We start from the raw sequence: 19,769 nt of genomic DNA on the forward strand, positions 1-19,769 counted from the left end.
TCGCCGGCCGGAACGATCACCGCACAGGCCCGTTCCCCGGTGCGCGTATCGGGTATGCCGACGACCGCGATCTCGGCGATTCCGGGATGGCCGGCCAGGATGTCTTCGACTTCGCGCGCGGAGATGTTCTCGCCGTTGCGGATGATGACGTCCTTGAGCCGGCCGGTGACCAGCAGATAGTCGTCGTCGACCCAGCGGCCGAGATCGCCGGTGGCGAAATAGCCGTCGGCGTCGAAGCACTCGTCCTCGGGATGCTGATAGCCCACCAGCATCTGCGGGCCGCGGACGTAGATCTCGCCTTCACCCGGCGGGGCACCGTGGTGGGCGACCAGCTTGATGTCGGCGATCCCGGCCCGGCCGTCGGTCTCGGCGGCGTAGTGAACCTCGCCGGCGCCGACCGCGCCCACGGTGCTGACCGGAACCTCGCTGGACCCGTACACCCGGGTGACGGCGGCACGGTCGAAATAGCCGGCCGCTTCCCGGATCAACGAGGCGGGGACCGACGCGCCGCCGCAGACGAACAGCTTCAGATCGGGTAGCCGGGTGCCGGCGCGCCGGGCGGCGGCCAGCAGCTGGGCGAGAAACGGTGTCGCCCCGGCCACGTGCGTGCAGTGTTCGGCGAGCATGAGCTGCACGGCCGCATCGGCGTTCCAGGTGTCCATCAGTACGGCGGTGGTCTCCAGTAGCAGTGGGGCTTCGAAGGCGTAGATCGACCCGCCGATGTGGGCGATCGGGGACGGCACCAGGAAGCGGTCACCGGGGTCGATCAGCCAGTGCTGGGCCAGCTGCCGGATCAGCGCGTTGATCGAACGATGACTGTGCAGCACGCCTTTGGCGCGACCGGTGGTGCCCGAGGTGTACAGCAGCAGCCGGACCGCATCGGGATCGACCTGGGGTAGCGCGGTGTCGCACTCGAGCGGCCCCGGGAAGTCGTCGTGGCCCGCGCGCACGAGCACCACCTCCGGCGGCTCGGCGATCGCACCGGCCACCCGCGCCAGCATGCCCGCGTAGTCGTGGCCGCGAAAGCGGCGTGGGGCGAACAGCATTCGGCTGCCGGAGTCGGTGAGGATGAACGACAGTTCCGCCTCACGCAGCGACGGCAGGATCGGGTTGACCACCATCCCGGCCAGGGTCGCGGCCAGATAGACCACGGCGGCCTCATGCCAGTTGGGCAGCATGAAGGACACCACGCTGCCGGTCGGCATCTTCGCTGTCATCGCACCGGCCAGTCCCCGAGCCTGGGTGTGCAGCTGCCCGCAGGTCAGCCGGGTCTCGCCGTCGACGAGTAGCACGCGGTCGGGGGCCTGCGCGGCCGCTTCCGAGAGGGTGTCGCCCAGCGTTGTCACGGGCCGGGCTGTCCCGTCACCCGGTGCAGCGTCATCGAGTACCGGTAGTCGTCGCCGGCATGGGTGTTCACCGTCACCTGGGCGATCTCACCCTCGGAGGTGGTGTAGCTGCGTTGCATCTGCAGTGCGGCGGCGCCGGGCTCGACGGCCAGCTGTTCGGCGAGTTCTTCGGTGATGATCACCGCGCGGATGTGCTGGCGCACCTCGACGATGCTGACCCCGAACACATCCTCGATCAACGGGAAGATCGGACCGGCGTGGCGTTGTAGCAACCGACCGACGCCGGCGAAGGCCCGGTTGATGTAGTACTCGGTCCGGCAGATCGGCGCCGTCTGGTTCTCGGCTCGCCGATTGCCGCGCACCGCCAGCCAGTCACTCCCCGCCGGCAGACCGGTGCGCGCGGCGGTGTCGTCGTCGATGGCGATCATGGCGTTGGAGTCGATCTCAAACGAGGAGCCGGCCGCGAACGCGACCAGATCGTCGATCGACACCACGTCGTGGGCGTAGCAGTTCGTCGCGGTGCGGGGAATCACCACGGTGCCCGCCCGCGGCCGGGACACCACCAGGTTGTCCTCGCGCAGCCGCCGCAGCGCCTCGCGGACCGTGTAGCGGCTCACGGTGAACCGTTCGCACAGTTCGTGTTCGGTGGGCAGCTGAGAGCCGATCGGATACACCCCGTCGGCGATCTCCTTGCGCAGCACCCGGGCGACCTTGAGGTAGCGGTGGTCGGTCACGGGCCGGCCGGGTGTAGAGCCAGCACGCTGCCGTCCCCATCGGCGGCGACGAACAGGGTGCCGTCGGGCAGGCGGGCGATCCCGGCGAACGGGCCCTGCGGACCGGAGAACGGCGGCATGCCCTTGAGCGGTTTGGGCTGCACACCCGGCGGCGGCCCGATCGGCAGCCCGTCGGCGAGCACCTGCCGCGTCCCGGTGCCGAGGTCGACGGCGAGAACTTGGCGAGCGCCGGCGTCGACGATGTAGAGCCGGCGGTCGGCCACCAGAATGCCTTGTGGACAGGTCAATCCGTCCACCACCGGCTCGACGCCGGAGCCGCCGACGCGCACCACCCGCCCGGCGCCGGACTCGGCCACCAGGTAGGCCCCGTCCTCGGCACGGGCGATCCCGACCGGGCCCGCCAGCCCGGCAGCGAGTACCTCGACGGTTCCCGCGTCCACGCCCAGCACCCGGCCGGTGCCGAACTCGGTGACGACCACTCCGGCGGATCCGGTGGCCACCCCGTAGAGCTGGTCGAAGCCGTCGGCGAGCACCTCGCTGCGTGACTCGGCGGGCACGTACCGGCTGACCTGCCCGCCGGAGGTGGTGACGACGAACTCGCCGGAACCCAGCGCGGACACCCCGCGGATGAAGCCGGGATAGCCGGGCGTGAACAGCATTCCGAGCGTCTGCAGCTGCCCGCCCGGGCCGACCGCGTAGAAGTAGGTGCCGTCGGCGACGTAGAGGGTGGCGTTCTCGTCGACGGTGAGATCCAGCGGCCAGTTCAGCCCGCCCGGCAGCGCCGTGGACACGTCGCCGCCGGCGCCGATCCGGGTGATCTCGCCGCTGAAGTTGGAGACGAACAGCGCGCCGTCGACGAAGGTGCAGTTGTCCAGCCCGGGCGCCAGCTGCGCCAGCACGGTGCGCTCACCGGTGCGCGGGTCGATGCGCAACACCGCCCCGCTGGCCGCCTGGGTGGAGACGATGAAGCCCTCCGCGTCGAACTTCACCGAGTCGGGCACGCCCAGCTCGCCGGCAACCCGTTGCGGCGCAGCATCATCGGCGTCCGGGTCGATCCGCCAGATCTCGTTGGCGGTCATCACCGGGAAGTACAGCAGCCCGTCGGGTCCGAACTCCATGGCATTGGGGGACGGCAGGTTCTCGGCCAGGACGCGCTGGGCGCCGGTGGCCCGGTCGAGCTCCATCAGCCGCCCGCCGTCGCGGCATTCCCCGACGAACAGCCGGTCGCGATGCACGGTGATCCCATTGGCGCAGGGCAGGTCGTCGCGCAGCACCCGGCCGCGCCCCGAGGCGTCGAGCACACTGACGCGGGCGTCCATCACCTCGGTGGCATACAGGTTTCCGGCGCCGTCGAAGGCCACGTCGTCGGGCGCGACGACGTCCCCGCCGCGGGGGCTCACCGCGACCAGGTCCCCGGTGGCCACGTCGAGTGCACTGATCTGGCTGCCGGTCACCTGCGCGACGTAGACCCGGCCGTCCGGACCGGTCCGCAGGCCGTTGGCGCCGAACAGCCGGCTCGGGGCGGTGATCCGCTCCAGGCGCCAGCCCGCTGCGATCGCCGGGCTGGTGCGGCCGTCACGGGAGAGCGGATCCGTCATGACTCCGGACGTTATCAAGCGCCGTTAGTCCAGACAATAGCTGGCGCCGATCGGCGTCGCGCCCTTGACGGGCAAATAATCCCTGCGGAATAGTGTTCTGCAATACGCAGAACGGAGTATTTTGTCCGAACAATTGATGGCGGATGGCGCTGGGGAGGCCTCGGCGGGTGGTCCGCTGCGCGGGGTCCGGGTCATCGATCTGACGACGATGGTGATGGGCCCGTACTGCACGCAGATCATGGCCGACATGGGCGCCGACGTCATCAAGGTCGAGCCGCCCGAGGGTGACGCCACCCGCTACATCTCGGCGGGCCCGGCGCCGGACATGAGCGGGGTGTTTGTCAACGTCAATCGCGGCAAGCGCGGCATCGTGCTGGATCTGCGCACCGACGAGGGCAAAGCGGCGATGGCCGCGCTGATCGCCACCGCCGATGTGTTCATCCACTCGATGCGGGCCAAGGCGATCGCGAAGCTGGGGTTCGACTATCACGCGGTGGCCGCCCTCAACCCGGGAATCGTCTACACCAACTGCTACGGCTATGGCCGGCGCGGCCCGGACGGCGACCGCCCGGCCTACGACGACACCATCCAGGCCGAATGCGGGCTGCCCGCCGTGCAGCAGCAACTCACCGGGCGGGCCGACTACGTGGGCACCATCATGGCCGACAAGATCGCCGGGCTGACCGCCCTGTACGCCACGATGATGGCGCTGTTCCACCGGGAGCGCTCCGGTCAGGGCCAGGAGGTCGAGGTCGCGATGTTCGAGACCATGGCCTCGTTCATGCTCGTCGAACACGCCAACGGCGCGATGTTCGACCCGCCCCTGGGCCCGGCCGTCTACCCCCGCACGGTGGCGCCCAACCGGCGGCCCTACGACACCAGCGACGGGCAGATCGCCGCGCTGATCTACAACGACAAACACTGGAACGCCTTCATCGACGCGGTGCAGCCGCCCTGGGCCTCTGAGCAATACGCCACCTTGGCGCAGCGGGCCCAGCGGATCGACACCATCTACGGGCTGGTGGCCGAGACGATGAAGGAGCGCACCACTGCGCAGTGGCTGAAGTTGTTGCGCGAACTCGAGATTCCGGCCGCCCCGCTGAACACCCCCGGCGATCTCTTCGACGACCCGCACCTCAACACGGTCGGCTTGTTCGAGACCGTGGAAACCCCGAACGGCCCGGTGCGTTTCCCCGGCGTGCCCACCTGGCTGTCGGCAACCCCGGGCCGGGTCGCCGGCCCGGCGCCGGAGCTGGGGGCACATACCGCGGCGGTGCTCGCCGAACTCGGCCTCGAGCAGGGCGCCTCATGACGCTGGACTTCGACATGGGCACCCGGGCCGGCGAGCTGCGCGGGCAGCTGCGCGAACTGATCCGCCAGGAGCTGCCGGAGCGGTTTCCGGGAGCGTTCACCGACGATCCCGCCGATCTGGCTGCCGCACAACGGTTCTGCCGGGTGCTGGCCGAGCGTGACCTGCTGTGCCTGTCCTGGCCGAAGGAGTTCGGCGGGGCGGACGCCTCGGTGTGGGAGCAGACCGTGGTGCGCGAGGAGATGTGGGCGCACCACGAACCGCGTGGCGCGCAGTACATGGGGGTGAACTGGGTCGGGCCCATCATCATGCGGCACGGCACACCCGAGCAGCAGCGCCGACATCTGCCGCCGATCGCGGCCGGCGAGGTGATCTGGTGTCAGGGGTTCTCCGAGCCCGAGGCCGGCTCGGACCTGGCGTCGCTGCGCACCACGGCCCGCCGGGATGGGGACGGCTGGCTGATCAACGGGCAGAAGATCTGGACGTCCTACGCCACCATGGCGCAGTGGTGCTTCCTGCTGGCCCGCACCACCCGGGTGGGGGAGGGGGCGGTCACCAAGAAGCAGCAGGGCCTGACCATCTTCCTGGTGCCGATGGACAACCCGGCGATTCAGGTCCGGCCGATCGGCACCATGATGGGCCCCCATCATCTCAACGAGGTGTTCTTCGACGACCTGCGCGTCACCGATTCCGACGTGCTCGGCGACGTCGATGCGGGCTGGTCGGTCGTGCAGGACGTGATGTCCTACGAGCGGGTGGGCATCGCCCGCTATGCGCGCTGCGAACGACTGCTGGCCGCCGCCCCGGACGCGCTCGGGCAGCGCTGGGAGACGCTGCCCGGCGAGCTGGCGGCCCGCTGGGTGCGGATGCTCACCCACTGCCGCCGCGCCCGGCTGATGGCGTATCGCATTGTGGCGCTGCAGGACAGCGGACGCGTTGCGCCCGGGGACGCCGCCGCCTACCGGATCGCGGTCACCCGCCTGGACCAGGAGAGCGCGGAGGTGCTGATGGAGATCGCCGCCGAAGCGCCGGCCGGCGCTCAGGCGCAGTGGTTCCGCGCCGAGGTCGAAGACCACTGGCACTACTCGCAGGCTGCCACCGTGTCATCGGGAAGCATCGAGATGCAGCGCATCCTGCTCTCCCGTGCCCTGCTGGCGGCGCCGCGATGATCCTCGAACTCGGCGACGGCGCCGCCGAATACGGGCGCGCGGCGCTGCGGGCGTTCGAAGCGGCCGGTGGCGACGATTTGGTGATGCGCGCCGACGCCGACCCGGCCGGGCGCGAACAGCTGGTGGGGCCGATCCTGCAGGGGCTGGGCGCGTTCGACCTCAAGCCCCGTGCCGATGCCGACGAACTCGAAGCCGCGGCCGCGCTGTGCCGCAGCGCCGGCTACTGGGCGCTGCCTTACCCGCTGGCCGAACGTCTCGCTGTACCCGCTGATCTCGATGTGGATGGGCTGATCGTGGTCGACGAGCAGGCCCCGGCCGGTGCGGTGGCCGGACTGTCCAAGCGCTGGGCCGCGGTCACCCTGGCCGGAGTGCGCAGCACCGCGGTGGCGCAGTCTGATGCCGGGCCGGCCCTGGTGGCCGAGCTGACGCTGACCGAGATCGACGCCGACGGTGCCGATGATGTGGCACTGGGGTTGGTGCTGCCGTGTTGGACGCTGCTGGGGATGCTGGATCGGGCACTGGATCTGACGATCGCCCATGTGCGGCTGCGCGAACAGTTCGGCCAGCCGCTGGCCAAGTTCCAGGGCGTGCAGTTCCAGCTGACCGACGCCGAGGTGGAACGCAGCGGGCTGGACATGCTGGCCAAGTACGCGCTGTGGAGCATCGCGACCGGGCGCCCCGACGCGGTAGCCGACGCCCTGGCGCTGCGCTCGGCGGCCCTGGACGCCGCCGAGGTGGTGTTCCGGGTCTGCCATCAGCTGCACGGTGCGGTCGGGTTCTGCGACGAGACGGCGCTGTCCTGGTTGTCGCGCTACAGCCAGCCGCTGCGCCGGCTGCCATGGGGTCTCTCGGCGACCCGGGAGCGGCTGGTCGGTCGCACCGGCCGCGCCGGATTGGCGGGCCTGTACTCATGACATACGAGCTGCCGCGCGAGATCACGGTGACCGGTGACGGGCCGGTGCGCACCGTGACGATCAACCGCCCAGAGGAGCTCAACAGCGTCAACGCGGAGCTGCACGCCGGTCTGGCCAACGTGTGGCGGCAGCTGGCCGCCGACAAGGCGACCCGGGTGGTGGTGCTCACCGGCGCCGGGCGGGCATTCTCTGCCGGCGGTGACCTGAACTGGATCACCACGTTCCTCGACGACGACGTCGCCCGCGACGAGAGCATCCGGGAAGGCGCTCAGATCGTCGAGGAGATGCTGCGCTTCCCGCTGCCGATCATCGCGGCGGTCAACGGTCCCGCGGTCGGACTGGGCTGCAGCGTGGCGCTGCTCTGCGACATCGTATTGATCTCGGAGGCAGCCTATTTCGCCGACCCGCACGTCGCGGTCGGACTGGTGGCCGGCGACGGCGGCGCCGCACTGTGGCCGTTGCTCACCCCGATCCTGCGGTCGCGCGAATACCTCTACACCGGCGACCGGATCGACGCCGCCACCGCCGTGGAACTCGGACTGGCCAGCCGCCGCCTCGCACCCGAAGAGCTGTTGCCGCAGGCACATCAGCTGGCCGAGCGGCTGGCCGCCCAGCCCCCGGAGGCGCTGCAGGGCACCAAGCGGGTGGTCAACATGTATCTGTCGCAGGTGCTGGCCGGCCCGCTGCAGGCCGGGTTCGCCGCCGAGGTGGCCACCATGAAGACACCCGAGCACCGGCAGCGTCTGCTGGCCTTCCAGAAGCGGTCGGCCGGGCGATGACCGAAGCTGCCGATTTCCGCGCCCACGTGCGCCAGTGGTGCGCCGACAACATCCCGGCGGACTGGCGTCGCACCCAAACCGGGGTTGAAGAACAGGAGTTCGTCGACTTTCAGCGCAGCTGGTTTGCCACCCTGCACAGCGCCGGGTTCGCTGTTCCGCACTGGCCGCGAGAGTGGGGCGGCGGCATGTCGGTCGCCGATCAGGCCGTGCTGTACCAGGAGCTGGCGGCCCACGACGCGCCGCGGCTGGTGCTGGCGTTCGTCGGCATCCACCACGCGGCGGCCACCCTGCTGGCTGCCGGCACCGAGGAGCAGCGCCGGCGGCATCTGCCGGCGATCTGCGACGGCGAGATCTGGGTGCAGGGCTTCTCCGAACCCGAGGCCGGGTCGGACCTGGCGTCGCTGCGTACCTCCGCGCGCCGGGTGGGCGACGGCTACGTGGTTAATGGCCAGAAGCTGTGGGCCAGCGGCGCCAGCCACGCCCAGTGGTGCCTGCTGCTGGCCCGCACCGACCCGAACGCACCCAAGCGCAAGGGCATCTCGTATTTCCTGCTGGACATGGCCAGCCCCGGCGTGCAGGTGCGGCCGATCCGCAACGCCGTGGGCGACCAGCACTTCTGCGAGATCTTCCTCGACGACGTGGTGATCCCGGCGGCCAACCTGATCGGCGAAGAGAACGCCGGATGGCAGGTGGCGCAGGCGACCCTGGGCGCCGAACGCGGCATGACCATGCTCGAGCTGGCCGAGCGGCTGAGCTGCGCGGGTTTCCGCTGGCTGCTCGAGGCCGCCCCGACCGACGACCCGGTGGTCGCCGACAAATTGGCGCAGCTGGAAACCGAGATCACCGGCCTGCGCGCGATGTGCCGGCAGTTGGTGCGCGACGTCGAGGCCGGCACGGCCGGGCCGGCCGACGCCTCGATCGTGAAGCTGTTCTACAGCGAACTGCTGCAGCGCCTCACCGATTTCGGCGCCGAGATCGGTGGGCTGGCCGCGCACACCGCACTGGCCAAACCGTTGTCCAGCGGCTGGGAATCCGGATCGTGGGTGCTGGACTTCATCGGCTCCTGGGAGTGGACCATTCCCGGCGGCTCCAGCGAGATCCAGCGCACCATCATCGGAGAACGCGGCCTGGGACTGCCGCGAGAGCCGAGCGTGCCATGACGACAACGGATTTCACCGAACTGCACGACGAGCTGCGGGCGGTCGCCGCCGACGTACTGGCCCGGGAGCGGGATACGGAATGGGCGACGCTGGTCGACGCCGGGTGGGTCGGACTCGAGGTCGCCGACGCGCTGGGCGGGGCCGGCGCGACGTTCGCCGAAGTCGCGGTGCTCTGCGAAGAACTGGGCCGGGCCGCCGCGGCCACGCACTATCTGGGCGGCGCCGTACTGTCTATCGGTGTGCTGAACGCACTGCGGCACAGCGGTGTTCGTGACGAACTGCTCGGCGACGCCGCAGTTGGCCGGCTAAGGCTGGCGGTGGCCGACGGAGCGTTCACCGTCTCGGCCGACCGACGGCTGACCGGGCGCGCCGAGTTCGTGCCGGACGCCGACGGCGCCGACCGACTGCTGGTGCCGGCCACCGATCACACCGGCACCGAAGTCATCGTGGTCGCCGACGATCTCACCGTCACACCGCAACCGGTGCTCGACGAGACGCGTGCGGTGGCCACCGTGGCCGCCGACCGCATCAAGGTTCCCGAGCCGCTGAAATTCGCCGACCCGCACGGGATCCAGGACGTGCGCAACCGGGCCGCACTCGCGGTGGCCTGCGACAGCCTCGGCCTGGCCGAGGCGATGCTGGCCGCGACGGTTTCCTATGCGCAGACGCGCCAGCAGTTCGGCCGTCCGATCGGATCCTTCCAGGCCGTCAAGCACGCCTGCGCCGACATGCAGGTCAACATCGCGGTGGCGCGCGCCCTGGTGCGCGAGGCCGTCGACGCGCTGGTGGCCGGCGGCCCCGAAGACGCCGATGCCGCGGTCGCCATGGCGAAGTCCTACACCTGCGGTGCGGCCGTCGACGTCGTCGGCAAGGCCATGCAGCTGCACGGCGGCATCGGCTACACGTGGGAGAGCGGCATCCACGTCTACCTCAAACGCGCCGTCTTCAACCGATCGCTGTTCGGGTCCCCGGCAGCGCACCGGCAACGTCTCGCTCAACGGTATTAACAAGCAGAACAAGGAGTTTCGACTGTGGGTGTACCCGTTTACCGCCGGATACTGGAATTGTTCGAGGCCGAGGGCGTCAACACGCTGTTCGGCATCCCCGACCCCAACTTCGTGCACATGTTCGTCGAGGCCGAACAGCGCGGCTGGTCGGTGGTGGCCCCGCACCACGAGGAGAGCGCCGGATTCATGGCCGAAGCGGCGTCGCGGATGACCGGGCGGCCCGGGCTGTGCATCGGCACCCTGGGCCCGGGGGTGGCCAACATCGCCGGGGCGATGATGTGCGCGAAGGTGGAGAACTCCCCGGTGGTCTTCCTGGGCGGCCAGCGGGCCCGCATCACCGAACGGCGGGTGCGGCGCGGGCGCATCCAATTCGTCCGCCAAGAAGAGCTGTTCGCGCCGTCGGTGAAGTACAGCGCCTCGATCGAGTACGCCGACCAGACCGATGAGATCGTGCACGAGGCCATCCGCCGCGCCATGTCCGGCACCCCCGGACCGGCCTACATCGAATACCCCTCGCACGTCATCCTCGAAGAGCTCGACCTGGCCGGCCCGCCCGAGCCGCACCGCTACCGGCTGGTCAATCAACGGGCCGGTGCCGCCGAGCTCGCCGAAGCCGTCGAACTCATCCGTAACGCGGCCAACCCGATCCTGCTGGTGGGCCACGGGGTGCACACCTCGCGCAGCGGGGCGGCGGTCGCCGAGCTCGCCGAGCTGATGGCCTGCCCGGTGATCCAGACCTCCGGGGGCACCGCGTTCATCCCCGGCCTGGAAGAGCGCACCTTCCCCTACGGGTTCTCCCAATCGGCGGTCGAGGCGGTGGCGGCCTCGGACGTCTGCGTGGCCCTGGGCACCGAACTGGGCGAGCCGGTGCACTACGGCACCACCCGGCACTGGGCGGAAAAGAACGCCGACCGCAAGTGGATCTACGTCGAGCAGGACCCACTGGCGATCGGGGTGAACCGGCCGATCGACGTGCCGCTGGTAGGCGACCTGCGCGGCATCGTCCCGCAGCTGGTCGAAGCCCTGAAAGACGCACCGCGTACCCCGTCGGCCGAGCTGGACCGCTGGATCCGCCAAGACGCCGAGCAGTTGGCCGAGCTCGCCGAGACCGCGCCGGCGGGTCGTTCCCCGGTGCATCCGGCGCGCTACGTGGTCGAGGCCACCAAAGCCTTCCCCGCCGACGGCATCATGGTCCGCGACGGCGGCGCCACCGTCATCTTCCAGTGGACCTATTCGCAGGCCAAGCCGCACGACGTGATGTGGAACCAGAACTTCGGCCACCTCGGCACCGGGCTGCCGTATGCGGTGGGCGCCTCGGTCGCCGAAGGCGGCAAGCGCCCGGTGATGCTGCTGACCAGTGACTCGGCGTTCCTGTTCCACATCGCCGAACTGGAGACCGCGGCCCGGCTGGGGCTGCCGCTGGTCTGCGTGGTCGGCGTCGATCACCAGTGGGGCCTGGAGGTCGGGGTGTACAAGCGCACCTTCGAGCAACCCTCGCCGCAGCCCGGGGTGCACTGGAGCAAGGACGTCCGGTTCGACAAGATCGCCGAGGGCATGGGCTGCCACGGCGAATACGTGCAGGACGAGGCCGAGATCGGACCGGCGATCAAACGGGCCTACGCCGCCGGCGGCACCGCGGTGATCCACGTGTGCATCGACCCCAAGGCCAACTCGGAGGAGATGCCCAACTACGCCGAGTTCCGCACCTGGTACGCCGAAGGGACCCAATAAACGAGAATGCTATTCTCGTTTCCGGCTAATGAACGTCCACAAGGGGTGCTGATGGGCTGGAGGAGATCATGTCCGGCGGAATGAGCTTCGAGCTGACCGAGGACCAGCAGCTGATCCGGCAGTCGGTCGCCGAACTGGCGGCGAAGTTCGACGACCACTACTGGATGACCAAGGACCAGGCGCACGAATTCCCGCGCGAGTTCTACGACGCCATCGCCGGCGGCGGCTGGCTGGGCATGACCATCCCCGAGGAGTACGGCGGTCACGGGCTGGGCATCACCGAGGCCACCATCCTGGCCGAGGAAGTGGCCCGGTCCGGCGGCGGCATGAACGCCGCCAGCTCGATCCACCTGTCGATCTTCGGCATGCAGCCGGTCGTGGTCTTCGGCTCGGATGAGATGAAAGCCGAAACCCTGCCCCGCATCGTCAGCGGCGATCTGCACGTGTGCTTCGGCGTCACCGAACCCACCGCGGGCCTCGACACCTCACGTATCACCACCTTCGCCAAGCATGCCGGCAGCGATTATGTGGTCAACGGGCGCAAGGTCTGGATCTCCAAAGCCCTTGAATCCGAGAAGATCCTGCTGCTGACCCGCACCACCCCGCGAGACGAGGTAGCCAAACCCACCGACGGCCTCACCCTGTTCCTCACCGATATCGACCGCGACCACGTCGACATCCGGCCGATCACCAAAATGGGCCGAAACGCGGTGTCGTCCAACGAGGTTTTCATCGACGACCTGCGAGTACCGGCCGAACACCGGATCGGTGAAGAGGGCAAGGGGTTTTCCTACATCCTGCACGGGCTCAACCCGGAGCGCATGCTGATTGCCGCCGAGGCCCTCGGCATCGGCCGGGTCGCGCTGGACCGCGCGGTCAAGTACGCCAACGAGCGCGTGGTGTTCGACCGGCCGATCGGCATGAACCAGGGCATCCAGTTCCCGCTCGCCGACTCGCTGGCCCGGCTGGACGCCGCCGAGTTGATCCTGCGCAAGGCCACCTGGCTCTACGACAATGGCAAGCCCTGCGGCCGGGAAGCCAACATGGCCAAATACCTATGTGCCGACGCCGGTTTCGCGGCAGCCGACCGCGCGCTGCAGACCCACGGCGGCATGGGCTACTCGGAGGAATACAACATCTCCCGGTTCTTCCGGGAGTCCCGCCTGATGAAGATCGCACCGGTCAGCCAGGAGATGATCCTGAACTTCCTCGGCTCGCACGTGCTCGGACTGCCGAGGAGTTACTGATGGCCGGCTACTTCGACCTGCGCGGCCGAAGCGCGGTGGTGACCGGGGCGGCCGGCGGCATCGGGTCGGCGGTCGCGACCGCACTGGCCGAAGCCGGAGCCGCAGTGCTGGTCACCGACATCGACGGCGACGCGGCCGCTGAAGTGGCCGAGCGGATTTCGGCGTCCGGGCACCGGGCTGCGGCCACCACGCTGGATGTGGCCGACCGGGACTCCGCCGACGCGGCCGCCAGCAAGGCCGCCGAGCTGGCCGACGGAAAGATCCACATCCTGATCAACAACGCCGGCGTGACCCGCCCGGCGATGTTCGAGAAACTGTCCGCCGACTCGATGCGGCTGCTGCTGGACGTGCACACCGTCGGCGCGTTCAACTGCACCCAGGCGGTGCTGCCCTACGTTCCGACCGACGGCACCGGGCGCATCGTCAACGTGACCTCGGCCGCCGGGCTGACCGGCACCCTCGGACAGGTCAACTACTCGGCGGCCAAGGCCGCCCTGATCGGCTTCACCAAGTCGCTGGCCCGCGAGTTGGCCACCCAGCGGATCTGCGTCAACGCGCTGGCGCCGCTGGCGGCCACCCCGATGACCGAGACCATCCGCACCAACGAGAAATTCGCCGCCAACATGATGAACCGCATCCCGATGAAGCGCTGGGCCGAGCCCAGCGAGGTCGCGGGCGCATTCGTCTTCATGGCCTCCGACGCCGCCTCCTATGTCACCGGGCAGGTGCTGCCGGTGGACGGTGGCATGGTGATGTGATGCCCCAACCCTCAGCCCCACCGCTGGCGGGCGTCACCGTGGTGGCCCTGGAACAGGCGGTGTCGGCACCGATGTGCACCCGCGCCCTGGCCGACTTCGGCGCCCGCGTCATCAAGGTGGAGAACCCCGACGGCGGCGACTTCGCCCGCTACTACGACGACGTCGTCAACGGGCAGGCCGCGCACTTCGTCTGGGTCAACCGCGGCAAGGAGTCGGTCACCCTCGACCTGAAAAGCGAGGCGGGACGCGACATTCTGCACCGGCTACTCGACCGCGCCGACGTGCTGGTGTCCAACCTCGCGCCCGGTGCCACCGCCCGGCTGGGCCTGTCCCCGCAAGACATGGCGCGCCGGCACCCGAACGTGATCGCGGTCGAGATCGACGGCTACGGCAGCGGGGGACCGTTGTCGCACAAGCGTGCCTACGACCTGCTGGTGCAGGCCGAGTCCGGGGTGTGCTCGGTGACCGGCAACCCGGGCGCCCCGGCCAAACCGGGCCCGCCGGTGGCCGACGTGACCAGCGGCCTGTACTCGGCACTGTCGATCATGGCGCTGCTGGTCGGCCGAGATCGCAGCGCACCGGCACCGTCGATCACCGTGAGCCTGTTCGACACGATGGCCGAGATGATGGGCTACCACCTCACCTACGCGCGGCACTCCGGAATCGACCAGCAACCGCTCGGTATGAGCTCACCGGCGGTGGCGCCCTACGGCGCCTACCCGACCGCCGACGGGCACACCGTGGTGCTGGGCACCACCAACGACCGGGAGTGGCAGCGGCTGGCCCGCGAACTGCTGGGCCGCGACGACCTGGCCGACGATCCGCGCTTCGCCGGAAACGCCGACCGGGTTGCGCACCGGGCGATTCTGGACCAGGCGATCGCGGACTGGTGCGCCCGCCACGACCTGGCCAAGATCCAGGATGCCGCCGATGCCGCCGGAATCGGCAACGCCCGCTACAACACCCCCAGCGACGTATTGGCGCACCCCCAGCTCGCCGAGCGCGACCGGTGGCGCTCAATCGACACCCCCGCCGGACCGATCCCGTCGTTGCTGCCGCCGCCGGTGATCGCCGGCTACCAGCCCCCGATGGGCGCGGTGCCGGGGCTGGGCGAGCACACCGACGCGGTGCTGGGGGAGCTTGGTTTCACCGACACCGACATCGCCGCGCTGCGCGGTCAGGGGGCGATCGGGCAGGCTGGCAGCTGATGTCCCCCGACGACCCGGTACTGCTGCGCAGCGATCGCGACGGCGTGCGCACCCTCACCCTGAACCGGCCTGCCCGCAAGAACGCGATCAGCCCGCAGCTGTGGCGGGCGCTGCGGGATGCGTTGCGCGAGGCCGCCGACGACCGCGACCTGCGCGCCCTGGTCATCACCGGCGCCGGCGGCGCATTCTGCTCGGGTGCAGACATCGGCACACCCGACGAGGTTCACCCGGTGGAGAAGCTGCAACGCCTCACCGACGTCGCGCTGGCCCTGCACGAGCTGTCGGTGCCGACCATCGCGAAAGTGGCCGGGGTGGCGGTCGGGGCGGGCTGGAACCTGGCCCTGGGCTGCGACCTGGTGGTCGCGACGCCGGAATCGACGTTCTGCCAGATCTTCTCGAAGCGGGGCCTGTCGATCGACCTGGGCGGGTCGTGGTTGCTGCCCAAGATCGCCGGCCTGCAGCAGGCCAAGCGGCTGGCGCTGCTGGCCGAGACCATCGACGCCGCCGAAGCCCAAGCGCTGAACCTGGTGACCTGGGTGGTGGGGGCCGAGGAGATCGACGGGTTCGTCGACGACCTCGCCGACCGGTTGGCGGCCGGCCCGCCGCGGGCACTGGCGCAGAGCAAGGCGCTGCTCAACCAGGGGGCCGACACCACCCTGCCGGCCGCCCTGATCAACGAATCACGCGCCCAGATAGTCAATTTCGCGGGCACCGACGCCGCGGAAGCCTATGCGGCATTCGCCGAGAAGCGCACCCCGCGCTTCACCGGCGGCTGGCCGGCGAAGTAGAACGGAGTAGTTCAGATGCGACCAACGGTGATCGTCGGGGCAGTGCGCACCCCGGTCGGCAAGCGCAACGGCGGGCTGGCCGGGATGCACGCCGCGGACCTGTCCGCGCTGGTGCTCAACGAATTGATGCAGCGCACCGGTGTCGACCCCGACGCCGTCGACGACGTGGTGTGGGGCTGTGTGTCGCAGGTCGGCGACCAGTCCAGCAATATCGGGCGCTACGCCGTGCTGGCCGCGGGCTGGCCCGAGACCATCCCGGGCACCACGGTCAACCGGGCCTGCGGCTCCAGCCAGCAGGCACTCGACTTCGCCGTACACGCGGTGATGTCGGGCCAACAGGATGTCGTCGTCGCCGGCGGCGTCGAGGTGATGAGCCGGGTGCCGCTGGGCGCGGCCCGAGCCACCGGCGAGCCCTACGGGCCGAAAGCCCTTGCCCGCTATGACGGTTTCGCCTTCAACCAGGGCGTGTCGGCCGAGCTGATCGCACAGCGGTGGGAGCTGTCCCGCACCCGCCTCGACGAGTATGCCGTGCAGTCGCACCAGCGGGCGGCGGCCGCCCGCGGCAGCGGTGTGTTCGACGAGCAAATCGTGGCGGTGACCACCGGCGACGGCACCGTCGTCGACTCCGATGAGGGCGTGCGCCCGGGCAGCACCGTCGAGCGACTGGCCGGGCTCAAGCCGGCCTTCGCCGACGACGGGGTCATCCACGCCGGCAACTCCTCGCAGATCTCCGACGGCGCCGCAGCGCTTTTGGTGATGAGCGAGGACGAGGCCACCCGCCGCGGACTGACCCCGCTGGTGCGCTACACCGCCGGTGCGGTGACCGGAGCCGACCCGGTGCTGATGCTCACCGGACCCATCCCGGCCACCGAGAAGGTGCTCAAACGCGCCGGGCTGCGCCTGGACGACATCGGCGTGTTCGAGGTCAACGAGGCGTTCGCGCCGGTACCGCTGGCCTGGCAGGCCGAGACCGGTGCCGACGAGAAGCTGCTCAACCCGGTCGGCGGAGCGATCGCCCTGGGCCATCCGCTCGGCGCGTCCGGTGCGGTGCTGATGACCCGGATGATTCACCACATGCGCGACAACGGGATTCGCTACGGGCTGCAGACCATGTGCGAGGGCGGCGGAACCGCCAACGCCACCATCGTCGAGCTGATCGGTTAGGGGCGCCGGGCATGCAGCGCACTCTGTTCACCGAAGACCACGAGGCGTTTCGGGCCCTGGCCCGCGACTTCGTCGACAAGCACGTGGTGCCCGAATATCCGCAGTGGGAGAAGGCCGGCCGGATGCCGCGCGCGGTCTTCGAACACCTGGGCTCACTGGGGATGCTCGGCATGGCGATCCCCGAGGAGTACGGCGGCGGGGGCGCGGACGACTACCGCTACAACGTGGTGCTGCAGGAGGAGGCGGCGCGCGCTTTGGTGACGCTCTCCACGGTGCGCACCCAGCTCGAGGTGATCCTGCCGTACTTCCTGCACTACGCAGGCGACGAGCAGCGGGCGCGCTGGTTTCCCGGGCTGGCGGCCGGCACGCTGCTGACCGCGATCGCGATGACCGAGCCCGGCACCGGGTCGGATCTGGCCGGGATGCGCACCACCGCGGTGCGCGACGGCGACGACTACATCCTCAACGGCGCCAAGACGTTCATCACCGGAGGCATCCAGGCCGACCTGGTGATCGTGGTGGCGCGCACCTCCACCGACCCCGACAACCGTCGCCGCGGGCTGACCCTGCTGGTGGTCGAGGACGGCATGCCCGGATTCGAACGGGGCCGCGAACTGGACAAGATGGGCTGCAAGGTCCAAGACACCGCTGAGCTGTCCTTCGCCGACGTCCGGGTTCCGGTGACCAACCGGCTGGGGGAGGAGGGCGAGGCGTTCAGCTACCTGGGCCACAACCTGGCCCAGGAACGGCTCACCGTCGCCGTCGGGTCGGTCGCCCAGTCCCGCTCGGCGCTGGCCGCCACCATCGACTACGTCAAGAACCGCAACGTGTTCGGTTCCCCGGTCGCGTCGTTCCAGAACACCAAGTTCGAGCTGGCCGCGGTCTCCACCGAGATCGAGGCCGCCCAGTGCATGCTGGACCGAGCGGTCCTCGAACACGTCGAGGGCGAGCTGTCGGCGGCCGATGCCGCGCGGGTGAAGCTGTTCTGCACCGAGATGCAGGCCCGGGTGATCGACCGGTGTCTGCAGCTGTTCGGCGGCTACGGCTACATGATGGAGTATCCGATCGCGCGGCTCTACACCGATGCCCGAGTGGCCCGGATCTATGCCGGTACCAGCGAGGTCATGAAGATGATCATCGCCAAGTCGCTGGGCCTGTAAGCCAGGCAAAAAAATTCTTCGATGAGACCCTTGTCACAACTACCCTAACCAACCTACTGTGTGTTCACTTGGTTGGTTGATCGAAGGAGCCCGGTGACCTCACCACGGCCGTACGCCACACTGCTCGCCAAAGGCGAGGACCGCCGGCAGCGGATCCTGCTGGCGGCGGAACACCTGCTGGCGCGCAACGGCTGGCGCAACACCTCACTGGCGCAGATCGCCCGCAATGCCGGGGTCAGCGCGGCCGGGCTGCTGCACCACTTCTCCTCCAAAGAACAGCTGCTGCACGCGGTGCTCGACGCCCGCGACGCCGACGACGACTCGCACGCCGACCGCAGCGGCGACCTCATCGAGGAGATCCAGCGGGTCGCCGAGCGGTTCGCCCGGGCGCCCGAACTGGTCGGAACGTTCACCGTGCTGCTCGCCGAGAACGTGCTGCCTGAGGCGCCGCTGCACGACCGGATGCTCCAGCGGTACCGCGCCGCGGTGGACATCGTCGCCGACCTGATCCGGCGCGGCCAGGACGCCGGCCGCTACCGCTCCGACTTCGACGCGGGCATCAAGGCCGCGGAAATTCTCGCCTTTATCAACGGAATGGAGATGTCATGGCTTCTGGACCCTTCAATACCTCTGAACGAGGTGTTCACGGCGTACACGGAAACACTGGCCCGCGACTTCGCTCCGCCGGTAAAGGACGCCCACCGGTGACCGGGGACCCGGACATGCGCTACCGGTTCGACGTCGTCGGCCGCAGCGTCCTCGACGTCGTCACGGCCGCCGGCGGTTGGCTCTATGACCGCGCGACGGCGGGGTGGGACGTCACCGTGATGATCCTCGACAAGGAGGACACTCGCCCCCTGCAGATCCTCGGGGCCCGGGTGCTGAACCTGGCATCGGTGCTCAAGCAGTGGGAGCAGTGGCCGCACCCCCAGACGATCGCCGTCTGTGCCGAGATGTTCGACGGGCATGCGCAGGTGCGCCAGGGCGTGCTCGACGCGCTGGAACACAGCAGCACCGAGGTGACGCTGTGGGGAACCGTGCCCGCCGAACTGCACAGCGACGTCGACGCCCGGCAGCACCGGCTCAGCGCGGCGGCCCGCGCGTTCAAGGCTCAGGCGTTGCGGGCGGCCGGTGTCGACCCGGCCGACTCCGGAGCGGGACACATCGAGACGTTCCGCTGCGGGCCGGCGGTGTGTGCGGCAGTCGCGACGGACCTGAGCCCGGCCAGTTGACGGGCGCAGCCGCGCCTTGACCGAGAACGTGTCCGAGTCGCTGTCGCGCTCCCTGGTGTTGGTGACGGACTATCGGGTCCCCGATCCGGCCCGGGTCTGGCCGCTGTTGCAGCGCCACCGCGGCAGCCTGGCACACCTGGGTGCCCGCCATGTCCTCGTCTACACCTCGTCGGTCGATGCCGGCCGGGTGCTGGCGCTGATGTCGATCCGCGCCGCGCAGCCGGTGACCGACCTGCTGCGCGACGAGGCCTTCATGGGCTGGTTCGACGCCGTCGGCGTCGACGACTTCGGCCACCGCCGCGACCACCACGCCCGGCGCCTCAGGCGCCGGCTGCGGGTCGGCCAGTTCGATGCGCTCGGCGAGCGCCCCGGCGAAAACGGCCGGGATGTCGTCGACGCCGACGGCGTCGAACCAGCCCATGAAGGCCTCGTCGCGCAGCAGGTCGGTCACCGGCTGCGCGGCGG

General features: G+C 69.8%; 18 protein-coding genes and 1 pseudogene. 16 read left to right on the forward strand and 3 right to left on the reverse strand.

What is annotated here, in order from left to right; translation table 11 throughout:
• The 3 genes from A5648_RS15180 to A5648_RS15190 form a co-directional block, all read right to left on the reverse strand.
• The coding region (locus tag A5648_RS15180) for an AMP-binding protein (RefSeq protein WP_065025344.1) at window positions 1-1,346 on the reverse strand (1,346 nt) is incomplete at its 3' end.
• A complete protein-coding gene (locus A5648_RS15185) occupies window positions 1,343-2,080 on the reverse strand; it encodes a GntR family transcriptional regulator (protein WP_065025345.1) in 738 nt (245 codons plus the stop codon). The genes A5648_RS15185 and A5648_RS15180, both read right to left, overlap by 4 nt.
• Window positions 2,077-3,678, reverse strand: coding sequence for an SMP-30/gluconolactonase/LRE family protein (locus A5648_RS15190; protein WP_065025346.1), 1,602 nt, complete (start codon window positions 3,676-3,678; stop codon window positions 2,077-2,079). The genes A5648_RS15185 and A5648_RS15190 overlap by 4 nt, the downstream gene beginning before the upstream one ends.
• Before the next feature lie 136 nt (window positions 3,679-3,814).
• Here A5648_RS15190 and A5648_RS15195 point away from each other — a divergent pair, with 136 nt between their 5' ends.
• From A5648_RS15195 to A5648_RS24685, 16 genes and pseudogenes are all read left to right on the forward strand, one after another.
• Entirely contained in the window at window positions 3,815-4,990 is a 1,176-nt protein-coding gene (locus A5648_RS15195; protein WP_065025347.1) for a CaiB/BaiF CoA transferase family protein, read from the forward strand.
• A complete protein-coding gene (locus A5648_RS15200; protein ID WP_065025348.1) occupies window positions 4,987-6,156 on the forward strand; it encodes an acyl-CoA dehydrogenase family protein in 1,170 nt (389 codons plus the stop codon). The genes A5648_RS15195 and A5648_RS15200 overlap by 4 nt, the downstream gene beginning before the upstream one ends.
• On the forward strand, window positions 6,153-7,070 hold the full coding sequence (locus tag A5648_RS15205) for an acyl-CoA dehydrogenase family protein (RefSeq protein WP_065025349.1): 918 nt from the start codon (window positions 6,153-6,155) through the stop codon (window positions 7,068-7,070). Before A5648_RS15200 ends, A5648_RS15205 begins: the two co-directional genes overlap by 4 nt.
• Window positions 7,067-7,849 carry an enoyl-CoA hydratase/isomerase family protein gene (locus tag A5648_RS15210; RefSeq protein WP_065025350.1) on the forward strand — a complete coding sequence of 261 codons (783 nt, stop codon included), beginning with the start codon at window positions 7,067-7,069 and terminating at the stop codon, window positions 7,847-7,849. Before A5648_RS15205 ends, A5648_RS15210 begins: the two co-directional genes overlap by 4 nt.
• A complete protein-coding gene (locus A5648_RS15215; protein WP_065025351.1) occupies window positions 7,846-9,009 on the forward strand; it encodes an acyl-CoA dehydrogenase family protein in 1,164 nt (387 codons plus the stop codon). The genes A5648_RS15210 and A5648_RS15215 overlap by 4 nt, the downstream gene beginning before the upstream one ends.
• Window positions 9,006-10,016, forward strand: a complete 1,011-nt coding sequence (locus A5648_RS15220) for an acyl-CoA dehydrogenase family protein (RefSeq protein WP_065025352.1) — start codon at window positions 9,006-9,008, stop codon at window positions 10,014-10,016. Before A5648_RS15215 ends, A5648_RS15220 begins: the two co-directional genes overlap by 4 nt.
• A 24-nt stretch (window positions 10,017-10,040) precedes the next feature.
• Entirely contained in the window at window positions 10,041-11,747 is a 1,707-nt protein-coding gene (locus tag A5648_RS15225) for a thiamine pyrophosphate-binding protein (RefSeq protein WP_065025353.1), read from the forward strand.
• Between the two features lie 68 nt (window positions 11,748-11,815).
• Window positions 11,816-12,994, forward strand: a complete 1,179-nt coding sequence (locus A5648_RS15230) for an acyl-CoA dehydrogenase family protein (RefSeq protein ID WP_082966517.1) — start codon at window positions 11,816-11,818, stop codon at window positions 12,992-12,994.
• On the forward strand, window positions 12,994-13,752 hold the full coding sequence (locus A5648_RS15235; protein WP_065025355.1) for an SDR family NAD(P)-dependent oxidoreductase: 759 nt from the start codon (window positions 12,994-12,996) through the stop codon (window positions 13,750-13,752). The genes A5648_RS15230 and A5648_RS15235 overlap by 1 nt, the downstream gene beginning before the upstream one ends.
• Complete coding sequence (locus tag A5648_RS15240; protein WP_065025356.1) at window positions 13,752-14,960, forward strand: CaiB/BaiF CoA transferase family protein; 1,209 nt, start codon at window positions 13,752-13,754, stop codon at window positions 14,958-14,960. The genes A5648_RS15235 and A5648_RS15240 overlap by 1 nt, the downstream gene beginning before the upstream one ends.
• On the forward strand, window positions 14,957-15,748 hold the full coding sequence (locus A5648_RS15245; RefSeq protein WP_065025359.1) for an enoyl-CoA hydratase/isomerase family protein: 792 nt from the start codon (window positions 14,957-14,959) through the stop codon (window positions 15,746-15,748). Before A5648_RS15240 ends, A5648_RS15245 begins: the two co-directional genes overlap by 4 nt.
• Before the next feature lie 15 nt (window positions 15,749-15,763).
• On the forward strand, window positions 15,764-16,912 hold the full coding sequence (locus tag A5648_RS15250) for a thiolase family protein (RefSeq protein ID WP_065025357.1): 1,149 nt from the start codon (window positions 15,764-15,766) through the stop codon (window positions 16,910-16,912).
• Between the two features lie 11 nt (window positions 16,913-16,923).
• Complete coding sequence (locus tag A5648_RS15255; protein ID WP_065025358.1) at window positions 16,924-18,072, forward strand: acyl-CoA dehydrogenase family protein; 1,149 nt, start codon at window positions 16,924-16,926, stop codon at window positions 18,070-18,072.
• A 93-nt stretch (window positions 18,073-18,165) separates the two neighbouring features.
• Window positions 18,166-18,780: a TetR/AcrR family transcriptional regulator gene (locus tag A5648_RS15260; RefSeq protein WP_109470804.1), complete on the forward strand. Its 615-nt coding sequence runs from the start codon at window positions 18,166-18,168 to the stop codon at window positions 18,778-18,780.
• Entirely contained in the window at window positions 18,777-19,304 is a 528-nt protein-coding gene (locus A5648_RS15265; RefSeq protein WP_109470805.1) for a hypothetical protein, read from the forward strand. Before A5648_RS15260 ends, A5648_RS15265 begins: the two co-directional genes overlap by 4 nt.
• A 16-nt stretch (window positions 19,305-19,320) precedes the next feature.
• Window positions 19,321-19,769: pseudogene (locus A5648_RS24685) on the forward strand (hypothetical protein); the annotation flags it as partial.

This window comes from Mycolicibacter sinensis (genome assembly GCF_001673565.1).
In the GTDB taxonomy this organism is placed as follows: Bacteria; Actinomycetota; Actinomycetes; order Mycobacteriales; family Mycobacteriaceae; genus Mycobacterium; species Mycobacterium sinense_C.